Origin of the sequence: Staphylococcus ureilyticus (assembly GCF_002902235.1) — a bacterium.
Lineage (GTDB): Bacteria > Bacillota > Bacilli > Staphylococcales > Staphylococcaceae > Staphylococcus > Staphylococcus ureilyticus.
Genome location: NZ_PPRL01000043.1, coordinates 1 through 20,526 on the forward strand (window position 1 = coordinate 1; position 20,526 = coordinate 20,526).

Here is a 20,526-nt window from a genome sequence, read left to right on the forward strand (position 1 = left end):
CTATTATTAAAATCCGGAATAATAAGAATATTCAATACCAGTTATAGATTCATTGAAGAATTGTTTATGTAGACGATACAAATTCTTTGTGCTTTCTTTACAAATAACTAATTATTTTCTATTTATTAAGTTTATGTAAAAATACTTTTAAGTATGTTATTTTTATTAAAATTTACGTTATAATTAATTTGTAATCATAAATTTGGAGGTATACTATGTCACAAAAAGTACTTGTAGTAGATGATGAGCAATCAATTGTAACCTTGTTAAAATATAATTTAGAGCAAGCTGGATATATCGTGGATGTTGCCTATGATGGTGAAGAAGCATTAGAAAAAGTGAATGCTGTAAATCCAGAATTGGTTGTATTAGATGTTATGCTTCCTAAAAAAGATGGAATCGAAGTTTGTAAAACGATCCGATCTGATAAAAATTTAGTGCCAATTTTAATGTTAACTGCTAAAGATGATGAATTTGATCGTGTGTTAGGGCTAGAACTTGGTGCAGACGATTATATGACTAAGCCATTTTCACCGAGAGAAGTGGTAGCTAGAGTTAAAGCCATTTTAAGACGTTCTGCCATGATCAATGAAGCAGTCCCAGTTGAAAATGATGAAGATGATATTTTAATTGGTTCTATCAGAATTAGACCAGAATATTTTGAGGTTTACCGTGGCGATGAATTATTAGAACTTACACCTAAAGAATTTGAACTGTTACTATACCTTATTGAAAGACAAGGCAGAGTAATTACACGTGAGCATATGTTAAACTCTGTTTGGAATTACGAATTTGCAGGTGACTCAAGAATTGTGGATGTACATATAAGTCATTTAAGAGATAAATTGGAAGAGAACCCTAAGCAGCCTAAATTGATAAAAACAGTTAGAGGTTTAGGCTATAAATTGGAAAGACCTAAAGTCTAATGTTGAAGTTTCACCAAAGACTCTTATTTTTATTATGTACCATCGTTATCATTAGTTTTGTTGCATTAGGTGCAATAATTACACATGTCATATACAATACAGTCATATCAAGCCAACAAGGTGACTTAGAACACCAAGCACAACATTTAGTCAGTTTATACAATCATGATAAAACAGATGAAATCAAAGATATTGCAAAAAACGAAAATTTTACTTTGATACTTACTGAAGGTAACGATGAAGTATTTTCCACAAAATCAGGGACCCCATTTAATAATGATATTAATAATGAAGCGAATCCTTCCAAAATAATTTACGATAAAATAGGGGATGACCGTAGATATACTTTTAAAACTTCGATTAGAGATAAAGATGTGATTATCAGTGGTGTTAATAATCAAATACTAGAACTACAAATAGGTATATGGAAATATGTAGGTTTAATTGGATTATTTGTATTGGTTATTATTTTCTTTGTCGTGAGAAGCATTAATAGAACTTACATTAGACCGATAAATGAAGTTACATATGCAACAAACCTATTAGCCGAAGGTTATTATCATGTAAGGGTTCCAGAAAGTAATGTTAAAGAAACGAGAGAATTATTCGTCACCACTAATGAGCTAGCCAGAAGATTACAACGATTAAATCATAAACAAAAGTTACAATCTAATCGATTGAAAACAACGATAGAAAATATTCCTAGTTCAATTTTAATGATAGATAAATATGGTGAGATTGTAATTGCAAACAAATCATATTATGATGTGTTTAATCCTGAGAATGTTGTAGAACATAAAAGCTATATCGACTTTATAGATCCAGAGATTCAAAAGTTAATTGCCGAAGCATTTAAAGTTGAAAAATCAACTTATGATCAAATAGAGTTGACAACTGACCAAGTCCACCAAAAATACTTTGACACAGCATGTATTCCAATTTTATCTAAAAGTAAAAAGAATCTTTACGGTATGGTAGTTGTGCTACATGATATTACAAATTTGAAAAAATTAGAAAATTTAAGACGTGAATTCGTAGCTAATGTATCACATGAATTGAAAACACCTATCACTTCTATAAAAGGCTTCGCCGAAACACTTTTAGATGGTGCTAAAAATGATGAACAAACATTAAATGACTTTTTAAACATCATTTCTAAAGAATCGAATCGTATTGAAACATTAGTATATGACTTATTAGATTTGTCTCATGTTGAGCAACAAACACAATTAGAAACAGAACCAACAAGTTTATCTGAAATTGCTGAGTCAACAATGAAGCATATGCAAAATATCGCAGAAAGTAAAAATATAACAATAGTTAATGAGATTGAACCAGATATTATTATTGAGGCAAATAAAGATAAAGTTTCGCAAGTAGCACTTAATTTACTTTCGAACGCAATAAGTTATTCTAAAGTTTCTGGTCAAGTCATTGTGCGTGTTTTCAAAGAAGGTAATAAGCGTGTGCTTGAAGTTCAAGATTTTGGTATTGGTATTAGTAAGCAAGATCAAAAACATATCTTTGAACGCTTTTATCGTGTAGATAAAGCCCGCAGTAGAGATTCAGGAGGCACAGGTTTAGGCTTATCTATTACAAAACATATTATGGAAGCCCATCAAGGTAGAATTAATGTGTTTAGTGAACCAGAAAAAGGTTCAACTTTTAGAGTCACATTTTTTGATTAAAATAATAACTACGACCGATTTAACCATAACCATCATAGGACAAGGTTAATCGGTCGTTTTATTTTGTGTTAGTAAAAATAGAATAAGAAAAACTCAAATTTATTAGAAATCATTGTTTTGTCCTATACAAAGAGAAAAGTGCTTGTGATTGAATAGGGTGGAAAGCTGCCTGTGATAGAGACGATAAACATGTGCATAGTAATACTTAATCATTAAACTATAATATGTGGATTAACAGTGACTGACATTAACATGGAGATTAATTGAGATAATTATTTTATCTCAACCTCATCGAATGAATACGGATTGACCTATAATTTATGATAAAATGGAAAGTAAATATGTGTTGGAGGTTAAAATATTGAATAAATTAATTTTAATTGATGGAAACAGTTTGAGCTTTAGAGCTTTTTATGCGTTACCATTATTACAAAATAAAGCTGGTATTCATACGAACGCCGTTTATGGTTTTGCAATGTTGTTGGAAAAAATTATAAAAGAAGAACAACCCACACATTTTTTAGTCGCTTTTGATGCTGGGAAAACAACATTTAGACATGCGCAATATAGTGAATATAAAGGTGGACGACAATCCACTCCTCCAGAACTTAGTGAGCAATTTCCATACGTTAGACAATTATTGGATGCATACCATATCAAACGTTATGAATTAGAAAACTATGAAGCAGATGACATTATAGGTACTTTAAGCAAACAAGCTAATCATGAAAACTTCCAAACAATAATCATTACTGGTGATCGTGACTTAACACAATTAGCTACTGACGATGTTACAATCTATTACACTAAAAAGGGTGTTACAGATGTTGACCATTATACTCCAGAATTTATAGCAGAAAAATATAATGGTTTATCGCCGAAACAAATTATTGATATGAAAGGTCTAATGGGGGATAGTTCTGATAATATTCCTGGTGTGGCAGGCGTTGGAGAAAAAACAGCCATTAAACTATTAAACCAATTTTCCACAGTAGAAAATGTATACGAACATATTGATGAAGTTTCGGGTAAAAAATTGAAAGAAAAGCTTGAAAATAGTAAAGATGATGCTTTAATGAGTAAAACGTTGGCGACTATCAATTGTGATAGTCCAATTGAAGTATCATTAGAAGATACTAAATTGCCTGATCAATCAGATACTGATGACAAAATTGAACTATTTAAAAAATTAGAATTTAATCAACTCTTAGACCAGATGGATGCTTCAATTAATGACTCTGACGTTCAAGAGATGGATATTGAACTAGAAGATGATTTTACAAAAATTGATTTCAACTCATTAAAAACAGCAATCATCCATTTCGAGTTAGATGGTGCCAATTACTTAAAAGACAATATTTTGAAATTTGGCTTCTTCGATGGTCAACATTATGTCGTAGTCAATGCCGAACAACTTTCACAAAATCAGTCACTGGTTGCTTGGCTTGAAAATGAGAAGACTGAAAAAATCGTCTACGATGCCAAAAAGTCTTATATCGTAGCACATCGACTTGGTATTAATATTAAGCATATTGTGTTTGATGTGATGCTAGCAAGTTACATTATTGATCCTTCACGCACAATAGATGATGTGAATTCTGTGGTAGCAAACTATGGTCAGCATTATGTTCAATCAAGTGTAGCAATATATGGAAAAGGCAAGAAAAAACAAATTCCATCAGATGACGTATTAAATCCTTATGTGGGAACTATTATCAACGCCATCAACCAAGTTAAACCAAAAATTCAACAACAATTGGATGACTATAATCAAACTGATTTATTACATGATTTAGAATTACCGTTGGCTCGTATTTTAAGTAAAATGGAAGAGACAGGTATTTATACTGAACTTAGTGAACTACAACAAATGGAAGTAGAAATTCAAAGTAAATTAGATGTCTTAATTGACAATATCTATGATGCTGCAGGTGAAAAGTTTAATATTAACTCACCAAAACAATTAGGTGTTGTATTATTTGAAACATTAAAATTACCTGTCATTAAAAAGACAAAGACAGGATACTCTACAGCGGTTGATGTATTAGAACAGTTACAAGGAGAACATCCAATCATAGAATATATTTTAGAATATAGGCAATTAGCTAAATTACAATCAACGTATGTTGAAGGCTTACAAAAAGTGATTGCTGAAGATAATCGTATCCATACTCGATTTAATCAAACATTGGCTCAAACTGGACGTCTATCATCAATCGATCCAAACCTTCAAAATATACCAGTACGTTTAGAAGAAGGTCGAAAAATTAGAAAAGCATTTAAGTCAAGTGATAAAAATAATGTTATCTTTTCAGCCGATTATTCACAAATTGAATTAAGAGTACTGGCACATATTACACAAGATGAAAGTTTGAAACAGGCGTTCATCAATGATGAAGATATTCACACAGCCACAGCAGTGAAAGTTTTTGATGTAGAACCTGAAAATGTTGATAGTTTAATGCGGAGACAAGCAAAAGCTGTGAATTTTGGTATTGTTTATGGTATAAGTGACTATGGATTAAGCCAAAGCTTGGGAATAACTAGAAAACAAGCCAAAAAATTTATAGATGATTATCTGGATAGTTTCCCTGGTGTCAAACAATATATGGAAGACATAGTTAAAGATTGTAAAGCGCAAGGTTATGTAGAGACACTGCTTCATAGAAGACGCTATATTCCAGATATTACAAGTAGAAATTTTAATTTAAGAAGTTTTGCTGAAAGAACAGCAATGAATACACCTATACAAGGAAGCGCAGCAGATATCATCAAACTTGCGATGGTTCATTTTGCTAACGAGGTTAAACATACAGATTTTCATGCTCAACTATTACTACAAGTACACGATGAGTTAATTTTTGAATTGCCAGAAGAAGAAGTAGAAGACTTTGAAAAATTTATTGAAAAGATAATGGATAATGCATTGAAATTAGATGTTCCATTGAAAGTAGAATCTAGTTATGGACAAACATGGTATGACGCGAAATAGAAAGAGGGGAATATAGTGCCTGAACTACCTGAAGTTGAACATGTTACAAGAGGGATAAGGCCTTTTGTAAAAGGGCAAAAAATTGAGGATATTATGTTCTCTGATAAAGTGATAGAAGGAAAAAATAATAATAAAGAAACGATTATTAAAGGGTTATCTTTAGATACATTTAAAAATTATACTAAAGGCTACACGATTCATAATATTGAAAGACGTAGCAAATATATTGTTTTTTATATTGAAAATAGTTCGACACAAAGAATAATTATTAGCCATTTAGGTATGGCAGGTGGTTTTTTTGTCGTAGATCATTTAGAAGATATCAGTGCTCCCAATTATCGTAAACATTGGCATGTTATTTTTAAATTAGATAATGACAAACTCTTAGTTTACTCAGATATTCGGAGATTTGGTGAGATTAGAAATGTTGCTTCATTTGAAGGATATCCATCATTTTTAGAAATCGCACCGGAACCTTTTGAGAAAGAAGCATTACCACATTATATGTCATGGTTTGATAAAAAATTATATCAAAATAAAACAATCAAACAAATGATATTAGACCATAGAGTAATTTCAGGTTGTGGTAACATCTATGCCTGTGAAGCATTATTTAGAGCAGGTATCCATCCAGCACGTATATCTAAGGATTTAAATCATCAAGAAAAAGAAATGTTATTTTATTATGTTCGAGAAGTGTTAGAAGCGGGTATTAAATATGAAGGTACCAGTATTTCAGATTATCTCCATGCAGATGGAAGTACAGGTACAATGCAACAACATTTAAATGTATATAAACAAAAGACATGTAAAGTGTGCGGAAATGATATTGAGACACAAATCATTGCAACACGTAATAGTCATTTCTGTCCTGTATGTCAAAAATGAAGGAAGAGTGAAATTATGCCTAAAGTTATTGGATTAACTGGTGGTATCGCATCAGGAAAATCAACTGTTTCAGAATTGTTAACAGCACATGGTTTTAAAATTGTTGATGCAGATATTGCATCACGTAAAGCTGTTGAAAAAGGTTCTGAAGGACTAGAGCAGGTGCGTTCAACATTTGGAGAAGAAGCAATCGATGAAGATGGTAATATGAACCGAGAATATGTAGGAGATATTATTTTCAACTATCCAGAAAAAAGATTAGAATTAAATGAAATCGTACATCCAATTGTTAGAACCATTATGGAACAAGAAAAAGAAGCATTTCTAAAAGATGGATATAATGTAATTATGGATATCCCATTACTTTATGAAAATGAACTACAAGATACAGTCGATGAAGTATGGCTTGTCTATACTTCTGAAAGTATCCAAATTGATAGATTAATGCAACGTAATGATATTTCTATGGAGGATGCAAAGGCACGTGTTTATAGTCAAATATCCATAGATAAAAAACGCAGAATGGCAGACCATGTTATCGATAATCGAGATTCTAAATTAGATTTAAAACAAAACTTAGAACAATTATTAACTGATGAAGGTTATATCGAAAGTGAAACAGGTCATTCGCAAGAAATATAAATAACAATGTTTTTAAAATCATACGCATTTGATTCCTTCAAAGTGGACATTTAATAAATGAAAACTTTGGAGGGATTTTTTTGTATATTAATAATAATAAGGATAAAGATTTTTCTAAAATTAATCGTTTAGAAAACTACAATTTTAATTATTTTAAGTTTTTTAAATTTTTCTTTAAGAAAACGCTTTCGCATTTATCGATTTATGTTATACTAATTCCATAAAGTATAACACTAAAACGAGGGGTGCTTCGAATGACGACAAATATTGCAATTAATGGAATGGGTAGAATAGGAAGAATGGTATTAAGAATAGCGCTAAAAAATGAAAATATGAATGTAGTCGCGATTAATGCTAGCTATCCACCAGAAACAATTGCTCACCTAATCAATTATGATACAACACATGGTAATTTCGATTTAAAGGTAGAACCTATTGAGAATGGTATAAAAGTTGATGACCGTGAAATAAAACTTGTTGCTGACAGAAATCCAGAAAATTTACCATGGGGCGAACTTGATGTAGATATTGTAATTGAAGCTACTGGTAAATTTAATCACGGTGATAAAGCAGTCGCTCATATTTCGGCTGGTGCTAAAAAAGTGTTGTTAACAGGACCATCTAAAGGTGGAGATGTACAAATGATTGTTAAAGGTGTGAATAATGATCAATTAGACATTGAAAAATATGATATCTTTAGTAATGCTTCTTGTACAACGAATTGCATTGGGCCTGTGGCAAAAGTACTTAATGACCAATTCGGTATTCAAAATGGTTTAATGACAACAGTGCATGCTATTACTAATGATCAAAATAATATTGATAATCCACATAAAGACTTAAGACGTGCGCGTTCATGTAATGAGAGTATTATTCCTACTTCGACTGGAGCAGCTAAAGCACTTAAAGAAGTTTTACCTGAACTAGAAGGCAAACTACATGGCATGGCTTTAAGAGTGCCGACTAAAAATGTATCATTAGTTGATTTAGTGGTTGATTTAGATACTAACGTAACAGTAGAACAAGTTAATGAAGCTTTCAGAAATAACACATTAGAAGATGTGATTGCGACTGAAGATGCACCGCTTGTATCTATGGACTTTAACACAAATCCACATTCAGCCATTATTGATACACAAAGTACAATGATTATGGGTGAAAATAAAGTGAAAGTTATAGCTTGGTATGATAATGAATGGGGTTATTCAAATAGAGTTGTTGATGTTGCCGATGAAATTGGTCAATTATTAAAAAATAATGTATCAACTGTTGTTAATTAATAGCCTAATTACTGTAAATATTTAATGTGGTTACTGCTTTGTAATTGCGTATCCAAGAAAATTAATTTATTGTTAACTTATACCTTTACCTCTCTTTAAAGTGAATGTGCATTTTCACTTTGAAGAGAGGTTTTATTTTAAATATGAATGGTTAAGTGTATTTATTATAAATAAATAGCGTTATTGTGTAATACCATTCTTTTGTGGCATAACGATTTATAGTATAATGAATGGTAATCAAATTGAGAGGGTGGTAATTCGATGAAATGCCCGAAATGTAGTTCAACGCACTCTCGCGTTGTAGATTCACGACATGCTGATGAAGTTAATGCGATCAGACGTAGAAGAGAATGTGAACAATGTGGCACAAGGTTTACTACGTTTGAACATATTGAAAAAAGACCGTTAATCGTTGTCAAAAAAGATGGCACACGTGAACAATTTTTACCTGAAAAAATACTCAATGGTTTGGTGCGCTCATGTGAAAAAAGACCTGTGCGTTATCAACAATTAGAAGATATTACTAATAATGTAGAATGGAAATTAAGAGATGAAGGACGTGCCGAAATTTCTTCAAGAGAAATAGGGGAACACGTCATGAATTTATTGATGCATGTGGATCAAGTTTCTTATGTGCGATTTGCATCTGTTTATAAAGAATTTAAAGATGTTGATCAACTATTACAATCAATGCAAGGAATTTTAGCAGAAAACAAACGGAGTGATTCTTAAATGGGATTACAGTCCTATGATTATGGTTTAAGACCACAAGATGATTTCCACGTGTTGCGTCATTTTTATTTAAATCATAAACATTTAGAAATACTTAATAGATTATTTACGCCAATGATTGGCTCAAATGCTATTGGTTTGTATCATTATTTGAATCAGTTCGTAGAATTTGAACAAGATGTTGTGTTGACACATTATATTATTATGAATGAATTAAAAATAAACTTACTTGAATTCAGAAAGGAAATGGATTTGTTAGAAGGCATTGGATTATTAAAATCTTTTGCGCATCATTCTAAACAGCACTCTTCTTTTGTATACAAGCTTGTACAACCACCATCAGCAGAGCAATTTTTTAATGATCCTATGTTATCTGTATATTTATATAGTCAAGTAAGTAAGCAACGCTACTTGCAACTGAAATCACATTTCGAGGATCAAATGACCATTGACTTAAGTCAGTACAAAGATGTGACGCGCACATTCATTGATGTGTTTAAAGTGCCTAACAAAGCACTGACTGAAGATACACAGATGATTGAAAGTGAAGAAACTTATGGTGGTACAGATTTATCTAATGTAAATTTTGATTTTGAAGTACTTTATGATTTATTACAAAATCATTTTATTAGCACTAAAATAATTGATAGTGAAGCTAAAGCATTGATCACACAGATTGCGACTTTATATGGTTTAACACCAGAAGCAATGAAACGCATTATTTTAAAATCAATCACTAGTGCACAAGAGCTCTCTTTTGAAGAAATGCGTAAACATGCTAGAACCTATTACCTCATAGAACATGAGCAACAGCTTCCAAAATTAAAGGCTAAAAAATCAAATTATATAGATGGTGTCAGCACGGAAAAAAATAATATAACAGAAGATGATTCAAATCATTGGTTAAAACAATTAGACGAAACTAGCCCCATCGATATGCTTGCTTCGTGGTCAGAATCTGAACCGACGACGCAGCAAAAGTATATGGTCGAAGAATTAGTTGAAAGAGAACAACTACCATTTGGTGTAATTAATATACTTTTACAATTTGTAATGTTAAAAGAAGACATGAAACTTCCTAAAACTTATATCTTTGAGATTGCATCAAATTGGAAAAAAAAGGGTATCAAAACTGCAGAAGAAGCGTATCATTATGCTAAAAAGGTGAACCAACCTACATCCAAACAGTCAAATCAAACTAAAAATGGTAGTTATAAACCTAAACAACTCGTTTCTAGGGAAATGACACCTAAATGGCTAGAAGAACGAGATAGTAAAGAAACGAAAAATCAAAGTTTAGAAGAACTTAATAATCCAGATGAAGATGAAGCGTTAAAAAGAGACCGTGAAGCGTTGTTAAAACGATTGAATAGTAAGCGAGAGGAGGAATAATATATGAAGTCTTTCAATCATATTATGGGTGACTCTAAGGATTTAAGTCAGCGAATTGAAAAGATAAAAAAAGATGTTATCAATGATCCAGATGTCAAAATGTTTTTAGAGACACATCAATCAGAAGTAACTAATGCAATGATTGATGAAGATTTGAATATTTTACAAGAATACAAAGATCAAGAAAAACATTATGATGGCCATGCTTTTAAAGATTGTCCGAACTTTGTTAAGGGTCATGTGCCTGAATTATATGTAGAAAATCAGCACATAAAAATTCGTTACCTACCTTGTCCATGTAAAATCAAACATGACGAAGAAAAATTTGATGCCCATTTAATTGCTTCACATCATATGCAACGAGATACATTAAATGCGAAATTAAGCGATATTTATATGGACAAAAGAGATCGTATAGATGTTGCAATGGCAGCAACCGATATTTGCGAAAAAATAGTAGAAAAAGCGCCCCAAGTCAAAGGTTTATATATACATGGTCCTTTTGGAACTGGAAAATCATTTATATTAGGTGCGATTGCCAATGAATTAAAAGTTGAAAAAGTACCTTCTACGATTGTATATCTACCAGAATTTATTCGCACTTTAAAAGGTGGATTTAAAGATGGTAGTTTCGAATCAAGGTTAGCGAAAGTACGTGAATCACATGTGTTAATGTTAGATGATATTGGCGCTGAAGAGATTACACCTTGGGCAAGAGATGAAGTAATTGGCCCATTACTTCATTATAGAATGGTTCAAGAATTACCAACGTTTTTTAGTTCTAACCTAAGCTTTGAAGAATTAGAATATCATCTTTCTGTTACGCGCAATGGTACAGAAAAAACAAAAGCAGCTAGAATAATGGAAAGAATTAAATCGTTAGCAACACCATATTTTTTGGAAGGCAAAAATTATCGTAACGATTGAATTATTAAAAAAATGTTGTATAATATAATTAAATCTAAATCAAGCGAAATAAAATGAAGACATGATAGATAATTTCATACTTCACAGAGAACCAATGTGTGATGAGAATTTGGTAAGTATCATTATCTGTTACTACTTCATGATAGATGTTCTAATCAACATCCGGCTCAAGACCGTTAACTTATGTAGAGTAAAGTATTTTTATCATTATAAAAATTACTTTAATTAGGGTGGTACCGCGAAGACCTCGTCCCTTTTAGGGATGGGGTCTTTTTGTTTTACGTTTGTAATATGACTATTTCGTGATGATTTAAGGCAAGTATAAATAGGAGGAATTTAAATGGATCAAATAAATATTACTTTTCCAGATGGTAATGCGAAAGCATTTGAAAAAGGAACTACTACAGAAGAGATTGCACACTCAATCAGTCCTGGTTTAAGAAAAAAAGCTGTAGCAGGAAAGTTAAATGGACAAATGATTGATTTAACAAGACCAATCGAAACAGATGGTGAAATTGAAATAGTTACACCTGGTAGTGATGAAGCTTTAGAAGTTTTGCGTCACTCTACTGCACATTTAATGGCACAAGCTTTAAAGCGTTTATATGGAGATGTGAAATTTGGTGTGGGTCCAGTCGTTGATGGTGGATTTTATTATGATTTTGATATGTCTGAAAGTGTGTCATCTGATGATTTTGAAAAAATAGAAAAAACAATGAAACAAATCGTCAATGAAAACTATCCTATAGAACGAAAAGTAGTATCGAGAGATGAAGCGAAAACATTTTTTGCTGATGATCCGTATAAACTAGAACTAATAGATGCTATTCCAGAAGATGAAAATGTTACTTTGTATTCGCAGGGTGAATTCACTGATTTATGTCGTGGTGTTCATGTACCATCAACTTCAAAAATTAAAGAGTTTAAACTTTTATCAACTGCAGGCGCATATTGGCGTGGAGATAGTGATAATAAAATGCTTCAACGTATATATGGTACTGCTTTCTTTGATAAAAAAGACTTAAAGGCACATCTTAAAATGCTAGAAGAACGCAAAGAACGCGATCACCGTAAAATTGGTAAAGAATTAGAACTATTCTCAAACAATCAATTAGTAGGTGCAGGTTTACCATTGTGGTTACCGAACGGTGCAACAATTCGTCGCGAAATTGAACGATATATTGTAGATAAAGAAGTAAGTATGGGTTATGATCACGTGTATACACCAGTGATGGCAAATGTAGATTTATATAAAACATCAGGACACTGGGATCATTATCAAGAGGACATGTTCCCAACTATGAAATTAGATGAAAATGAAGAAATGGTGTTAAGACCTATGAATTGCCCTCACCATATGATGATTTATGCGAATAAACCACATTCATATCGTGAATTACCAATTCGAATTGCGGAATTAGGTACAATGCATCGTTATGAAGCAAGTGGTGCTGTTTCTGGATTACAACGTGTTAGAGGAATGACTTTAAATGATGCACATATTTTTGTAAGACCAGATCAAATAAAAGAAGAATTCAAACGCGTTGTTAATTTAATTGTCGATGTTTATGAAGACTTTGGATTTGAAAATTATAAATTCCGCTTAAGTTACAGAGATCCTGAAGATAAAGAAAAGTACTTTGATGATGATGAAATGTGGAATAAAGCAGAGAGTATGTTGAAAGAAGGGGTTGATGAACTAGGTTTAGCATACGAAGAAGCTATTGGGGAAGCTGCCTTTTATGGCCCTAAGTTAGATGTTCAAGTACAAACAGCTATGGGTAAAGAAGAAACGTTATCTACGGCTCAATTAGACTTCTTACTACCTGAAAAATTTGAATTGTCATATATAGGAAAAGACGGTGAGCAACATAGACCTGTAGTCATCCATCGTGGTGTTGTTTCGACAATGGAGCGCTTTGTTGCATTTTTAACAGAAGAAACTAAAGGAGCTTTCCCTACGTGGTTAGCACCAAAACAAGTTGAAATTATTCCTGTAAACGTTGACTTGCATTATGATTATGCTAGACATTTACAAGACGAACTTAAATCACAAGGTGTAAGAGTCGAAATAGATGATCGAAATGAAAAAATGGGTTATAAAATCAGAGAAGCACAAATGCAAAAAATCCCTTATCAACTTGTCGTTGGGGATAAAGAGATGGAAAATAATGAAGTGAATGTTAGAAAATATGGTTCGCAAGATCAAGAAACGGTTGAAAAAGAATCATTTATTTGGGATTTGGTAGATGAAATCAGACTTAAAAAACAAAGATAACCTTGAAAGTAATGTTGAAATCATGTATATTGAATCTTAGTGAAATAAAAAAATAAAAAAATTGAGTTAGAGGTTGCGTTTTTAATCAGTAACAATCTGTAAGCTATTTGGAGCGTATGTAGGATTTGTGAAAGGTAAAAATGCCGAAATCAAAAGTGACCATTTTTCACTATTGGTTGGGTCAGTTTTCGAAAGAGACTGGACTGTCACATATGTGATGTGCTACCTATATAAATGCTATGACTAAAATGGTTGCATATCTAATAGGTATGTAACCATTTTATTTAGGTTTAAGATTATTATTCATACTAAAACGGGAAATTTATAGCAAATTGGTTAAATAACATGTATATTCCGATGTAAAGGTTATTAATAACTATAAAAGTATAATTATAATCGCATAGTAAGTTGGCCTCTAAGTTTAAAGGAAAGGGAGCATCTATGGCAAAAGAAGTAAATCAAAATAATGGAGTTAAAAGAGGGCTAAAAGATCGTCATATATCCATGATAGCAATTGGTGGTTGTATTGGTACTGGTTTGTTTATGACTTCTGGTGGTGCAATTCATGATGCAGGTGCCTTGGGTGCATTACTTGCATATGTAATTATTGGAGCAATGGTATTTTTCCTTATGACATCTTTAGGAGAAATGGCTACTTATTTACCTGTTTCTGGTTCATTTAGTACTTATGCTACACGTTTTGTTGATCCATCACTTGGATTTGCATTGGGATGGAATTATTGGTTCAACTGGGTTATTACAGTTGCTGCAGATGTTACGATTGCTGCACAAGTGATTCAATATTGGACACCTCTTTCAGGTATACCAGCTTGGAGTTGGAGCTGTTTGTTCCTAATTATTATATTTGGACTAAACGCTTTGTCTGTTAGAGTTTATGGTGAAAGTGAATACTGGTTTGCATTAATTAAAGTTGTTACAGTTATCATTTTTATTGCCATCGGTCTACTTACTATACTTGGAATTATGGGTGGAGAATTCGTAGGTTTTGACACATTTTCTAAAGGCGGTGGCCCAATTCTTGGTGACGGCTTAGGTGGTAGTCTACTGACAATTCTTGGTGTATTCTTAGTTGCAGGCTTCTCATTCCAAGGTACTGAATTAATCGGTATTACAGCTGGTGAATCTGAAAATCCAGAACGAGCAGTACCTAAAGCAATTAAACAAGTATTTTGGAGAATATTGATTTTCTATATATTAGCAATTTTTGTAATTGGTATGTTAATACCGTATGATAGTCCTTCCTTAATGGGTGGTGGCGATGATATTGCTACCTCACCATTTACACTTGTATTTAAAAATGCTGGATTAGCATTTGCAGCATCATTTATGAATGCCGTTATCTTAACATCGGTATTATCTGCTGGTAATTCTGGAATGTATGCATCGACTAGAATGCTATACTCCATGAGTAAAGACAAATTAGCATATCCAGTTTTTGGTAAAACAAATAGAAATGGCGTACCATATGTATCGTTAATTACGACAGCTGTGATTGTCGTGGGTATCTTTGTATTGCAACATTTGAGTGGTGATGCTTACGAATATATTGTTGCTGCAAGTGGTATGACTGGTTTTATCGCTTGGGTAGGTATCGCAGTCAGTCATTATAGATTCAGAAAAGCATTTGACAAGCAAAATTATGATAAATCTAAATTAAAATACAAAGCTAAACTATTCCCATTTGGCCCAATCTTTGCTGGTGTCCTTTGTGTGTTAGTCATTATTGGACAAGACGTTGATTTTATCCAAACAGGTGACTTTAACCTGAACCGATTTATTATCACATATATGGGTATACCAGTATTTCTAGCATTCTTTATTTATCATAAATTACGTTATAAAACGAGAATGGTACCATTAGAGAAAGTGAACTTACGACAAGACATCGATATGGACGAAATTAAACATAATTAAAATAAACTGTTGACTTATTTGAAGATAGTTGCTAAGATAGGTAATGTTGAATACGAAACGAACCAAGTAGAAGCTCCCGCTTCTCACCTGTAGCGACGCTAAATGCAGTTGGCAGGTCTATATATACATGAAAATATCATGTGTAGAGAAGAGCGGGTATATTATATACTCGCTCTTTTTGCTTGGGATAATTTCGTAAAAATCTTGGAGGTGTCAACCATAGCAAAAGATCAGACTCAAGTTAACGAAAAGATTCGCGCAAAAGAATTACGTTTGATAGGGCAAGACGGAGAACAAATTGGTGTTAAATCAAAATCCGAAGCCCTAGAAATGGCTGAAAGAGTAGGTTTAGATGTAGTCTTAATGGCTCCAAACGCTAAACCACCTGTTGCAAGGATTATGGATTACGGCAAATACAAATTCGAACAACAGAAAAAAGAAAAAGAAATGAAGAAGAAACAAAAAACAATCAACCTTAAAGAAATTCGCTTAAGTCCAACAATTGAGGAACATGATTTCCAAACTAAATTGAAAAATGGACGTAAGTTCTTAGAAAAAGGCGATAAATGTAAAGTTTCTATTCGTTTCAGAGGACGTGCGATTACGCATAAAGAAATTGGTCAACGAGTTTTAGAAAAATTCGCTGAAGAATGTAAAGATATCGCAACTATTGGGCAAAGACCTAAAATGGACGGTCGTCAAATGTTCATTATGCTTAACCCAATAAACGAAAAATAATATTAGATAATACAGGAGGAAATGAATCATGCCTAAAATGAAAACCCACCGTGGAGCTGCTAAACGTGTTAAAAGAACTGCTTCAGGTCAATTAAAACGTTCAAGAGCTTTCACTTCACATATGTTTGCAAATAAAACAACTAAACAAAAACGTAAATTACGTAAAGCTTCATTAGTGCACAAATCAGACATGAAACGTGTAAAACAATTATTATCTTATAAAAAATAATTGACGAGATAGCCTGAGAAACAGCGAAAAATTTAAGAATGTACACATTTTAAGGAGGAATTTATTATGCCACGAGTAAAAGGTGGAACAGTAACAAGAGCTCGTCGTAAAAAGACGATTAAATTAGCTAAAGGTTACTTTGGTGCAAAACGCACATTATATAAAGTTGCAAAACAACAAGTTATGAAATCAGGTCAATATGCTTTCCGTGACCGTCGTCAAAGAAAACGTGACTTCCGTAAATTATGGATTACACGTATTAATGCTGCAGCACGTCAACATGACATGAGTTATTCAAGATTAATGAATGGTTTGAAAAAAGCTGATATCGACGTAAACCGTAAAATGCTTTCTGAAATCGCGATTTCAGATGACAAAGCTTTTGGTGAATTAGTAGCAAAAGCTAAAGAAGCTTTAAAATAATTTTCAAATAAAGCCTGGGACACCATATTGTCTCAGGCTTTTATGTGGTATTGGCACTGCGTAAATACTTTATGATAGATATGCTTGTGTTAATACCTTTATAAGGTTAATGATTTAGATTCAAAGGTTGAAATTTTAGATGATTAATAATTTACCTGCGAGTAAGCGTTTTGCTATTAGTATTGTTTTGAGATACGTGAATGTTTTGATAAAATGACAAGGAAGTCACATATGAAGGAGAAACTAATGTCTAAATTTGACGAAATGATTACGGTAGTACCAAGAAAAATTTTATTTGATAATGAAAATAATCAGTTTAATGGATTTTTAGATAAAAATTCGAACAAGGGACAAGACATTTTTGAAACACTATCGAATTATGAAATTAAACGACGTGGTGATATGGAAGAAGATCCAAGTTATAAACAACTTATTTCATATTGCATTTTAGAAAATGAGCACGATGAAATATTAGTTTATGAACGACTCTCAGGTGGCGGAGAAACGCGTTTGCATGGTCAGTCTTCGATCGGTGTTGGTGGCCATATGAATGACGTTAAAGGTGCTGAATCTATTAATGAAGTGCTTAGAGTGAACGCTCAGAGAGAATTAAATGAAGAAGTGGGCCTTTCTGAAAGTAAATCACAAAATTTAGCATACATAGGCTTTATCAATGATGATACAAATGAAGTTGGTGAAGTACATTTAGGTGTTGTATTTAAGATTAATGTTAACAGCAATGATGTAGAAGCAAAAGAGACAGACACTTTAAAAATTAAATGGGTCAACCATAACAAGATAGACAATTATGATGACTTTGAAACATGGAGTGCGCTCATTTTACAGGCAATACAATAGAGGTGTTGATTAATGTCTGATATCATTCCATTTCCGAGATCAAAAGAAAAGTTGATTAGAGAAATTAAACAAGCTTTTAATGAAAATAATTTAGCACAAGCTTATCAATTGTTTGAGTCATTAGAAGCTCAGTTCGAACTTGATGAACAAATGGCTTTATTAAAATGTGCGATGCTTTTTAAAATGGAACATTATTTAGAGCTACGTGAAGAAGCAATCATTCTATTAAAACAAGGTATATCTAATTATGATGATTTAATGATTTATTATGTTAAAAGTTTAAATGGCTTAGGACAATATTTTGAAGTTGTTGAAATTATTAATCAAATCATAGATGAAGTCAATGATCATAAGACGAGAATGGAATTGTTTCCAATCAAGGAATTTGCTTTAGGCCAAATTGATAAACATAATGAACATGCAGCTCAAATGCTACAAAGTTTTGATACATTAACACTTAAAGAACAAGTTAACATTATGCTGACGCTCATAGATCATAGTCAATATCGTTATCAAGATACAGTGATTCATTTGTTGAATGAGCTGAAACTCGCACCGAATGTCGTAACTATTATGTTGGAATACTTGCGTTTTGCAAAAAATGACCAAACGATTTCTATTCATAAATATGGATATGAAATCAATGTGATTCCACAGAATCTTGAAGGGTTAGAACAAACTTTATTTAAAACTGAAGTTATACCTAACGTTCTGAAGCAACTTGAAGATGGTGCAGCACAACAACTAGTAGAAGAAGCACTTCATATGCTGAATAATCATGCCATTTTACTTTATCCATTAAATGTTGAACTCATTGCAACAAAGGAAACTTGGATAGAAGGTTATACAAATTATTTCAAATCAATGTTAGGTTTAGAAAGTATCGATGAAACGAATCATGTGCTTGCATTCATTGAGTCGTTAGATAAAGAAAAATAAGTAGTTTTATCATTAACTCATATGAAAAATGGGTAATGGAGTTAAGAGGTAATATAAAAATATAATAAATTTCAACTTTTTATTAATTATTCATATAAAATTCATAATTTGTGTCGAGCTTTGACGTGTGCTATAATAATGAAGTTGAAAAAATAAAATAGGATAATCATGGAGGTTTTTATACATGACAGCAACTTGGGAAAAAAAGGAAGGTAACGAAGGTGTTTTATCTGTTACTGTTCCAGCAGAAAAAGTAGACAAAGCAATTGATCAAGCTTTCAAAAAAGTGGTTAAACAAATTAATGTGCCAGGCTTCCGTAAAGGGAAAGTACCTCGCCAAATTTTTGAACAACGCTTTGGTGTAGAAGCATTGTATCAAGATGCAGTTGATATCTTATTACCAGAAGCGTATGGTGAAGCTATTGACGAAACTGGCATTAAACCAGTTGATCAACCAGAAATCAATGTAACATCAATTGAAAAAGGTAAAGACATGACATTTGAAGCAAATGTTGTAGTTGAACCTGAAGTTGAACTTGGTGATTACAAAGGTTTAGAAATTGAAAAACAAAATACTGAATTAACTGAAGAAGAAGTACAAGAATCAATCGATCATCAACTTGGACATCTAGCAGAAATGGTTGTTAAAGAAGATGGTACAGTTGAAAATGGTGATACGGTAAACATTGATTTTGATGGTTATGTTGATGGTGAACAATTTGAAGGTGGACAAGCTGAAGGCTACGACCTTGAAATTGGTTCAGGTTCATTTATTCCAGGTTTTGAAGAACAATTGGTTGGTGTTAAAACTGGCGAAGAAAAAGATGTTAATGTAACATTCCCAGAAGAATACCATGCTGAAGAATTAGCTGGAAAAGAAGCTACTTTCAAAACAAAAGTTAATGAAATCAAATATAAAGACGTTCCAGAATTAAATGATGAAATTGCAAACGAATTAGATGCAGAGGCTAACTCAGTTGATGAGTATAAAGAAAACTTACGTAAACGTTTAGCTGAACAAAAAGCTACAGACGCTGAGAATACTCAAAAAGAAGAAGCTATTAATAAAGCTACGAATAACACAACAATTGATGTTCCAGAAGCGATGATTAAAACTGAGTTAGACCGCATGGTTCAAGAATTTGGACAACGTATGCAACAACAAGGTCTTAATTTAGAAACTTATTTCCAAATTTCTGGACAAGATGAGTCACAATTAAGAGAGCAAATGAAAGATGATGCTGAGGAACGCGTTAAAACAAACTTAACATTAACTGCGATTGCTGATGCAGAAGAAGTAGAAGTATCTGATGCTGACATCGACAAAGAATTAGAAAAAATGAGTGAACAGTTTAATATATCTGTAGAAGATATTAAACAAACACTTGGTAACACTGACATTGTTAAAAATGATGTGCGTATTCAAAAAGTTATTGATATGTTAGTAGAAGAAGCGAAATTAGTAGAACCATCTAAAGATGACTCTGAAGCATAACTAAAAATGTCACAAGCATATTGTTTGTAGAAACAAAGTATAGTTGTTTAATATTGTAAACTAGTAGCAGATGCATTCAATTAATGTGTCTGCTACAATGTTTTGTGCAAAAAACTTGAGATTTGTTCAAGTTGCATATTAAAATGCTATCTAGTATAGTCTTT

17 protein-coding genes, 1 riboswitch and 1 other annotated feature are annotated in these 20,526 nt (G+C 32.4%); all 17 genes read left to right on the forward strand.

Features of this window, described 5'->3' with window-relative positions; genetic code table 11:
- The first annotated feature begins 215 nt into the window (after positions 1-215).
- Positions 216-926 carry a response regulator transcription factor gene (locus CD150_RS04640; protein WP_046206876.1) on the forward strand — a complete coding sequence of 237 codons (711 nt, stop codon included), beginning with the start codon at positions 216-218 and terminating at the stop codon, positions 924-926.
- Positions 926-2,614 carry a two-component system histidine kinase PnpS gene (gene pnpS / locus CD150_RS04645; protein WP_103161390.1) on the forward strand — a complete coding sequence of 563 codons (1,689 nt, stop codon included), beginning with the start codon at positions 926-928 and terminating at the stop codon, positions 2,612-2,614. The genes CD150_RS04640 and pnpS overlap by 1 nt, the downstream gene beginning before the upstream one ends.
- Before the next feature lie 361 nt (positions 2,615-2,975).
- A complete protein-coding gene (gene polA, locus CD150_RS04650) occupies positions 2,976-5,606 on the forward strand; it encodes a DNA polymerase I (protein WP_073341748.1) in 2,631 nt (876 codons plus the stop codon).
- 15 nt (positions 5,607-5,621) lie between these two features.
- Entirely contained in the window at positions 5,622-6,494 is an 873-nt protein-coding gene (mutM, locus tag CD150_RS04655; protein WP_103161391.1) for a bifunctional DNA-formamidopyrimidine glycosylase/DNA-(apurinic or apyrimidinic site) lyase, read from the forward strand.
- A 15-nt stretch (positions 6,495-6,509) separates the two neighbouring features.
- Entirely contained in the window at positions 6,510-7,136 is a 627-nt protein-coding gene (coaE, locus tag CD150_RS04660; protein WP_046206879.1) for a dephospho-CoA kinase, read from the forward strand.
- A 254-nt stretch (positions 7,137-7,390) separates the two neighbouring features.
- A complete protein-coding gene (gene gap, locus CD150_RS04665; RefSeq protein ID WP_073341753.1) occupies positions 7,391-8,416 on the forward strand; it encodes a type I glyceraldehyde-3-phosphate dehydrogenase in 1,026 nt (341 codons plus the stop codon).
- 261 nt (positions 8,417-8,677) lie between these two features.
- Complete coding sequence (nrdR, locus tag CD150_RS04670; RefSeq protein ID WP_046207668.1) at positions 8,678-9,148, forward strand: transcriptional regulator NrdR; 471 nt, start codon at positions 8,678-8,680, stop codon at positions 9,146-9,148.
- The gene (gene dnaB, locus CD150_RS04675; protein WP_073341756.1) at positions 9,149-10,540 is read left to right on the forward strand and encodes a replicative helicase loading/DNA remodeling protein DnaB; all 1,392 of its coding nucleotides are present in this window, start codon (positions 9,149-9,151) and stop codon (positions 10,538-10,540) included.
- A gap of 3 nt (positions 10,541-10,543) precedes the next feature.
- Entirely contained in the window at positions 10,544-11,467 is a 924-nt protein-coding gene (gene dnaI / locus CD150_RS04680; protein ID WP_073341759.1) for a primosomal protein DnaI, read from the forward strand.
- A 340-nt stretch (positions 11,468-11,807) separates the two neighbouring features.
- Complete coding sequence (thrS, locus tag CD150_RS04685; RefSeq protein WP_103161392.1) at positions 11,808-13,745, forward strand: threonine--tRNA ligase; 1,938 nt, start codon at positions 11,808-11,810, stop codon at positions 13,743-13,745.
- Positions 13,746-13,804: 59 nt separating this feature from the next.
- Positions 13,805-13,978: riboswitch (Lysine riboswitch) on the forward strand.
- A 208-nt stretch (positions 13,979-14,186) separates the two neighbouring features.
- Positions 14,187-15,680, forward strand: a complete 1,494-nt coding sequence (locus CD150_RS04690) for an amino acid permease (protein ID WP_073341762.1) — start codon at positions 14,187-14,189, stop codon at positions 15,678-15,680.
- Between the two features lie 58 nt (positions 15,681-15,738).
- Positions 15,739-15,867, forward strand: a sequence feature (ribosomal protein L20 leader region).
- A gap of 23 nt (positions 15,868-15,890) precedes the next feature.
- Positions 15,891-16,418, forward strand: a complete 528-nt coding sequence (gene infC / locus CD150_RS04695; protein WP_037539866.1) for a translation initiation factor IF-3 — start codon at positions 15,891-15,893, stop codon at positions 16,416-16,418.
- A 28-nt stretch (positions 16,419-16,446) separates the two neighbouring features.
- Positions 16,447-16,647, forward strand: a complete 201-nt coding sequence (rpmI, locus tag CD150_RS04700; RefSeq protein WP_019468477.1) for a 50S ribosomal protein L35 — start codon at positions 16,447-16,449, stop codon at positions 16,645-16,647.
- Between the two features lie 66 nt (positions 16,648-16,713).
- A complete protein-coding gene (gene rplT, locus CD150_RS04705) occupies positions 16,714-17,070 on the forward strand; it encodes a 50S ribosomal protein L20 (protein ID WP_019468478.1) in 357 nt (118 codons plus the stop codon).
- A 246-nt stretch (positions 17,071-17,316) separates the two neighbouring features.
- A complete protein-coding gene (locus CD150_RS04710; RefSeq protein WP_064208858.1) occupies positions 17,317-17,928 on the forward strand; it encodes an NUDIX domain-containing protein in 612 nt (203 codons plus the stop codon).
- A 12-nt stretch (positions 17,929-17,940) separates the two neighbouring features.
- Positions 17,941-18,867, forward strand: coding sequence for a hypothetical protein (locus CD150_RS04715; protein ID WP_073341765.1), 927 nt, complete (start codon positions 17,941-17,943; stop codon positions 18,865-18,867).
- 184 nt (positions 18,868-19,051) lie between these two features.
- Entirely contained in the window at positions 19,052-20,362 is a 1,311-nt protein-coding gene (tig, locus tag CD150_RS04720) for a trigger factor (protein ID WP_073341768.1), read from the forward strand.
- The last annotated feature ends 164 nt before the right edge of the window (positions 20,363-20,526 follow it).